Origin of the sequence: Sinomonas sp. (genome assembly GCF_036848755.1) — a bacterium.
Lineage (GTDB): Bacteria > Actinomycetota > Actinomycetes > Actinomycetales > Micrococcaceae > Sinomonas.
Window position 1 is genome coordinate 29,024 of record NZ_DAIUJO010000033.1, and the last position, 6,920, is coordinate 35,943.

General features: G+C 69.0%; 5 protein-coding genes. 1 reads left to right on the forward strand and 4 read right to left on the reverse strand.

The window, feature by feature from the left end; all coding sequences use genetic code 11:
• Positions 1-41: 41 nt before the first annotated feature.
• A complete protein-coding gene (locus tag V7053_RS07480) occupies positions 42-1,640 on the reverse strand; it encodes an aminopeptidase P family protein (RefSeq protein ID WP_443022589.1) in 1,599 nt (532 codons plus the stop codon).
• 96 nt (positions 1,641-1,736) lie between these two features.
• Between V7053_RS07480 and V7053_RS07485 the strand changes: the two genes are divergently transcribed.
• A complete protein-coding gene (locus V7053_RS07485; protein ID WP_334171643.1) occupies positions 1,737-2,585 on the forward strand; it encodes a PHP domain-containing protein in 849 nt (282 codons plus the stop codon).
• Positions 2,586-2,606: 21 nt separating this feature from the next.
• Here V7053_RS07485 and V7053_RS07490 read toward each other — a convergent pair whose 3' ends face one another.
• From V7053_RS07490 to V7053_RS07500, 3 genes are all read right to left on the reverse strand, one after another.
• The gene (locus V7053_RS07490) at positions 2,607-3,494 is read right to left on the reverse strand and encodes a DNA-methyltransferase (RefSeq protein ID WP_334171644.1); all 888 of its coding nucleotides are present in this window, start codon (positions 3,492-3,494) and stop codon (positions 2,607-2,609) included.
• A gap of 13 nt (positions 3,495-3,507) precedes the next feature.
• Positions 3,508-5,319 carry a DEAD/DEAH box helicase gene (locus tag V7053_RS07495; RefSeq protein WP_334171645.1) on the reverse strand — a complete coding sequence of 604 codons (1,812 nt, stop codon included), beginning with the start codon at positions 5,317-5,319 and terminating at the stop codon, positions 3,508-3,510.
• A gap of 420 nt (positions 5,320-5,739) precedes the next feature.
• Complete coding sequence (locus V7053_RS07500; protein ID WP_334171646.1) at positions 5,740-6,714, reverse strand: type IV toxin-antitoxin system AbiEi family antitoxin domain-containing protein; 975 nt, start codon at positions 6,712-6,714, stop codon at positions 5,740-5,742.
• Positions 6,715-6,920 lie beyond the last annotated feature (206 nt).

Sequence of the window (6,920 nt, forward strand, 5' to 3'; positions counted from 1 at the left end):
GCGGAGCAAGGGCGCGGCCTCAGCGGCTTCGCCCTCGGGCCTCAGCGGAGCCGAGCCATCCAGGCCTCGACCTCGTCCGCTTCGCGGGGGAGAGCCGACGTCAGGCTCACTGGTCCGTCGGCCGTCATGAGGATGTCGTCCTCGATCCGCACCCCGATCCCGCGGTACTCCGCGGGCACGGCCAGATCCTCTTCCTTGAAGTACAGGCCCGGTTCAATGGTGAAGACCATCCCCGGCTGCAGTTCCCCGTCGAGATACAGCTCGGCGCGGGCCTGTGCGCAGTCGTGGACATCGAGGCCGAGGTGGTGGCTCGTACCGTGCGGCATCCAGCGTCGGTGCTGCTGCCCCTCCGGAGAGACAGCCTCAGCCGCGCTCACAGGCAGAAGGCCCCACTCTTCCAGGCGGTCCGCGAGGACTTCCATTGCGGCCGCGTGGATCTCACGGAAGCGCACGCCGGGGCGGGCGGCGGCGAACGCGGCGTCGGCCGCATCCAGCACGGCCTGGTAGACGCGCCGCTGGACTTCGCTGAACGTGCCGCTGACGGGGACCGTGCGTGTGACATCGGCCGTGTAGAGCGACTCCGCCTCGACGCCCGCATCCACGAGCAGCAGGTCGCCTTCCCGGACGGGGCCGTTGTTGGTGATCCAGTGGAGGATCGTCGCATGGTTCCCGGCTGCGGCGATCGTGTCGTAGCCCAGGTCGTTGCCCTCCTCGCGGGCCTTGGCGAAGAAGGTCGTCTCGATGATGCGCTCACCCCGGCGGTGCGCAACGGCCCGCGGAAGCGCACGGATGATCTCCTCGAATCCGGCGGCCGTCGCCGCAACAGCTTCCTTGAGCTGTTCGACCTCCCAGTCGTCCTTCGTGAGGCGCAGCTCCGAAAGGGCCTCCTTGAGCTGATCGTCGAGCTCGTCGAACTCGCTCAGGTCGAGGGCTTCGGGGTCCTGTGCCGTGTTGTAGCGCGCCGTGTCGATGAGCGCGTCGAGGTTCTCGTCGACCTTGCGAACCAGGCGGACGGAGAGGCCGCCGATCTCCCGGGCGCCGACGCCCTTCGTGAGCGCGACTTCGAGCTCGTCGAGATGTGCGGTCGCGAGGCCGAGGCGCGCCCTGAGCTCGGCGAGCGTGGGCCTCGGACCCACCCAGAACTCGCCCGTGTGCGCGTTGGCGTAGAACTGTTCGGTGTCGCGGCCGGCAAGCGGGCGGAAGTAGAGCGTCGCAACGTGGTGGCCGCCGTCGTCGCCGGCCCCATCCTCGACGGGCTCGAGGACGAGCACGGCGTCAGGCTCGTGGTCGGTGCCCAGACCTGTGAGATGGGCGAACGCCGAATGGGGTCGGAACCTGTAGTCGGTGTCGTTCGAGCGCACCTTCGGCGGACCCGCGGGGATCACGAGGCGCTCGCCGGGGAAGCGGTCGGAGATCGCACGGCGCCGCCGGGCCGCGAACGTCGCGACCTCGGCGAGCGGCGGGAGCTCTTGGCCGGCGGGAGCCCACTGGGAGGCCATGAAGCTCTTGAAGGCCTCCGAGGAGGGCCTCTGCGATCGGTTGTTCACGCGGTCCTCGAGGGGTTGGGCGGACTGCTGCTCGGGCTGGGCGGCGGGCTCAGGGCTGTAGCCGTGGCCGGCCGCGGTGTCTGAAGCATTCACCAGGCCATTCTTCCACCGGCACCGGGCAAGTCCACCCCGCGGATCTCCCGCGGTGCCAACAGCGGCGAGGCGGGTGGGGAAGGCTATCGTGGTCGCGTGAGGATCGATTTGCACGCTCATTCGAGCGTCTCCGACGGGACGGACACTCCCGCAGGACTCATCGCGGCCGCTCGGGCGGCAGGACTGGACGCCGTCGCGATCACGGACCACGATTCGACGGGCGGTTGGGCCGAGGCCACGGAGGCCGCGCTGGCTCTCGGAGTCACGCTCGTGCCCGGCATGGAGGTCTCGTGCCGGACGCCCGAGGGGATCAGCGTCCACGTCCTCTGCTACCTCCATGACCCCCTCCACGAGGGACTTCTCGAGGAGATCACGAAGGCCAAGGATGCCCGGCTCAGTCGAGCTGAGCACATGGTCTCGCTGCTCGCCGAGGACTATCCACTCTCATGGGACGACGTCACGCACCACGTCGCGCCGGGCGCCACGGTAGGCCGTCCCCACATCGCGGACGCCCTCGTCGCGGCCGGGATCGTTGAAGACCGCAGCGAGGCTTTCGCGACCATCCTCTCGTCGCGATCACGGTATTTCGTCCAGCACTACGCGCCCGAGCCCGCGCTCGCCGTCGAACTGGTCCGCGCGGCCGGCGGCGTCCCCGTCTTCGCGCACCCCGTCGCCGAGGCGCGAGGACGGACGGTCGGCGAGGCGACCTACCACGCCATGATCGACGCCGGTCTAGCCGGCCTCGAGGTATACCACCGGGACAATCCGGAGGCCCGGCGGCCGTTCCTCCTCGAGCTCGCCGAGCGCCATGGGCTGTTCGTGACGGGGTCCTCGGACTACCACGGGCTGGGCAAGGTCAATCGGCTCGGCGAGAACACGACGTCGGAGGAGGTGCTCGGCGAGATCGAGCGCCAGGCGCGGGGCGCCGTCGTCGTCCGCGCGTGAGCGTACCGCGCCCCGCACCACTCAGGCTGGGCGCGCCTTAGGCCGCACAATGTCAGCTGACGAGAGCCTCGCAGCCATGATGTCGATGGCCTGGGGGTTGGAGTCCACGCAGACGAAGCGCCGGCCTAGCTCGCGCGCGGCGGCCCCGAGTGTGCCCGAGCCCGCGAAGAAGTCGAGGACCCAGTCGCCCGGGCGCGAGCTCGCCGCGACCATCCGGCGAACGAGGCCCAGCGGCTTCTGCGTCGGATAACCCGTCTTCTCGCGCCCGGTGGGGGACACTATCGTGTGCCACCAGACGTCCGTGGGGAGCTTGCCGAGCTCTCGCTTCTCGGGGGTCACGAGCCCTGGCGCCATGTACGGCTCCCGGTCCACTTCGGCGCTGTCGAAGTGGTAGCGCGCGGGATCCTTGACGTACACGAGGATCGTGTCGTGCTTGGTGGGCCAACGCCGCCGGGCGCGCGCGCCGAAGTCGTAGGCCCACACGATCTCGTTGAGGAAGCACTCGCGCCCGAAGACGGCGTCGAGCATCACCTTCGCGTAGTGCACCTCGCGGTAGTCGAGGTGCAGGTACAGCGTGCCTTCGGGCGAGAGGACGCGCCAGGCCTCGAGGAGCCGAGGTTCGAGGAATGTCCAGTAGTCGCCGAACGCGTCGTCGTAGCGGTGGAGGGCGCCCTTGATCGTCTCGTAGCGCTGGCCGCCGAAGCCGACTCGGTCTCCCTCAGCGCTGCGGACAGTCGTGAGCGACTGGCGGCGCTGGGCCCGGCCGGTGTTGAACGGCGGGTCGATGTAGACCATCGTGAACGCGCCGTCGGGCAGGAACGGGAGATACTCCGCGTTGTCTGCCTCGACGACGAGGTCCGGCCCGTCCGGGCGCCAGCCGCCGCCCGGACGCAAGGGGCTCTCCGACACCGCGTCCCGCGCCCTACTCGGCCTGGGAGCGGCTGACGACCTCGCCTTCGACGCGGCGGGTACGCGAACGACGACGTCGCGCCGCGCGCATGCCGCGGTCGACGCCTTCCTCGGTGTCTCCCTGCAGGAAGACGGCAGCGGCGGCCGCCGCCGGGCTCTGCTCGGACTCGCCGGCCTTCGTGCCCCGGCCTCGGGCCTTGGCTGCGGGGACGCCGTCCGCGGAGGCAGTCTCCTCGGCATTCACCGTGCGACGGCGGCGAGGACGGCCCTCGCTGCGGGACTGGCGGTCGGAGCGGCCGCGGCCGTGACCGTGCTTGCCTTCCCCATCGCTGCGTTCGGCCTTCGCCTCGCCGTCGGTCTCGTCGAGGGAAGCCGGCTGGCGCCGCTCGCGCTTGGCGCCGTGGTCGCGTTCGCCGCCCTTCCCGCCGCGGCGGCGCGACTTCGTCGCAGGGCCCCCGAGGTCCTCGAGCTCCTCCGCCTCGACGCCCTCGAGCACGCGCTTGTGCCGGGGCAGGCGGCCCTTCGTGCCCTCCGGGATGTCGAGGTCCGCGAAGAGGTGCGGGGACGACGAATACGTCTCAACCGGCTCTGGGACGTCGAGGCCAAGAGCCTTGTTGATGAGTGACCAGCGCGGGACGTCCTCCCAATCGACGAACGTCACCGCGGTGCCCTTGTGCCCGGCGCGGCCGGTGCGGCCAACTCGGTGGAGATAGGTCTTCTCATCCTCGGGGCATTGGAAGTTGATGACGTGCGTGACGTCCTCGACATCGATACCGCGCGCGGCGACATCAGTTGCGACGAGGACGTCGACCTTGTTGTTCCGGAACGCGCGCAGGGCCTGCTCGCGCGCACCCTGCCCGAGGTCGCCGTGCAGGGCGGCCGCGGCGAATCCGCGGTCGACGAGCTCTTCGGCGAGTTTTGCGGCGGTGCGCTTGGTCTTCGTGAAGATGATGGTCCGGCCGCGGCCCTCGGCCTGGAGGATGCGGGCCACCACCTCGTCCTTGTCGAGTTGGTGTGCGCGGTAGATGACCTGCCGGATGTCCTTCTTCGTGATCGAATCGTCGTCCGGATCGGAAGCACGGATGTGCGTGGGCCGGCTCATGTAGCGGCGGGCCATCGCGACCACGGGACCCGGCATGGTTGCCGAGAAGAGGAGCGTCTGGCGGATCGCGGGCACAGCGCCGAGCAGCGTCTCGACGTCGGGCAGGAAGCCGAGGTCGAGCATCTCGTCGGCCTCGTCGAGCACGACGACGCGCACGTTCTTGAGGTTGAGGTGGCGCTGGCGGTGCAGATCGATCAGACGGCCGGGGGTGCCCACCACGACGTCGACGCCGCGCTGCAGCGACTCAATCTGCGGCTCGTAGGCGCGGCCGCCGTAGATGACCTCAATCCGCAGGTTCGTGCGCTTCGCGGCGGTCCGCAGATCCTGCGACACCTGGACGGCGAGCTCACGGGTCGGGACGACGATGAGTGCCTGAGGCGCGCCCGGAGCCGGCAGCTTCGCGTAGTCCGGGCTGTCTACGGGGACAGTGCGCTGAAGGGCCGGGATGCCGAACCCGAGCGTCTTGCCGGTACCGGTCTTCGCCTGGCCGATGATGTCGTGTCCACCGAGGGCAACGCCGAGCGTCATCGACTGAATCGGGAACGGGTGGAGGATGCCGGCATCGGCGAGCGACTGGGCGATTTCGGGAATGACGCCGTAGTCGCTGAAGGTCTTCTGAGCCTCCTGCCGGACGGGGGCATCGTTGGTGATGGTCTCTTCGGTCTCGAGCGCCTCGGCGCCTGAATCGTCCAAGAGGACTTCGTGGGTGTGGACTTCGTTCAAGGGGTGGTGTCCCTCTCCATCTGGGCCAGGTCACGCCGCTCGACGGACGACCGGGGACGAGGGGCAGTGAGCCTCGCCTCGCCCGGGGGCGTTCGGAGCAGCCGCGCAGCAGCCATCCAGTGGAAGCCGATCGCGGGCTATCAGGGCGCCGGCGTCTGTGGCCGGCAGAATAAAAAGCAGATCGCGGATGTACGACCGGGCATCCAATAACATTCCAAGGATAGCGTGGAGGCTTGCAATTCCGAGAATCGTGGCCTACGACACGCCTCGGCGGCCTCTTGAGTGTTTCTGGGCTACCCCCGTACTCGGTCGATTTCCGCCGGTTCCCCGCAGTTCCGCCGAGGCCCACCCCCTGCGTTCTGGGCTACCCCCGTACTCGGTCGATTTCCGCCGGTCGACCTCTCAATTCCTTGGCGCGCTTCATGCGGCCCGATAGCGGCGTGCGCGCTCGAAAGCCCTCTCCAGCATGGCCTGAATTCGGCGCGGGTGGGAAAGATCGGCCCAGGTGATTCGGACAATCACCCACCCATCGTCCACGAGGGCGTTCTCCCGCTCACGCTCCCGGCGCAGAACCGCGGAGGTGGGCGTGTCGCCGATGTATTTCACGAGTCCGTCGAATTCGAGAGCCACCCGTAGGTCCGGCCACGCGAAGTCGAGGCGGTAGAGGTGCCCGTCCACCACGACCTCGAATTGCTGGGTCGGAGCAGGAAGCGGGAGAGATCTGAGAACGAGGAGCGTTCTCGTTTCCCCGGGTGATTCCGAGAGCCGGCTCGCCAAGGCGGTGACCGCTCGGGCGGCCGCGACACCGCGTCGATACCGGGCCCTGTGGACGGCCTCCAAGAGGGAACTCTGGTCGACCAAGCCCTGAGCGAGGGCAGATTCGCACACGATCATTGCCGGTTCTCGTGGCAAGATCCGCAGGCAGTCGATCACTGTCTCCGACGGCGACGTGCAGGGGAGCCCTTGAGCAGGCTCCGTCGGAGCTTCAGGCCGAAAGGCCTTGACCACGTCCGAGGCGTGATCCTTGGGGGAGGACTTGAAGGGCTGCACAACGTGGATCCGCCGCTCGGGTGTCCACAAGCTCATTCCCCAGAGGGCCGCTGCGCTTACGCCCGAATAGCTGAAGTTCAGGCCTGCCCCGGACGAAACGCGCAGCCACGCATGCGCTCGGATGCGCAGGAGCCGTTCAGAGCGCTCGCGCTCGGCAACGCTGCCGTCGTCATGCGCCGGGGCGAGGCTGTAACAGCCGCGTCGGAGCCTGACGATGATCCCGTCCGCGACGAGGTCTGGCACCGATCGGTCATCGAATCCGAGGAGGGCGAGCTCGCGAGAGGTGCACAGACCCTCGGCAAAGTGAGGTCGAGGGCCGAGATGGGAGAGGTCGAGAGGCTTCATGAGGGCCACTCTCGTCTCTAGGGACCCGACGAATCCTCCCGCCGGGGGCCTATGTGGAGAATCTCGGCGGAAACTTCGCGGTTGTGCATGCGCGGTTAACCGGCGTGGATGTGGGGGACCGGCGGAGCTGGGTTGGGGAAGGGGGTGGGCCGGAGGGGCGCGGGCGCCGGTCGGCGGGGGTGCGGGGGGCCGGCGGGGCTGGCGGG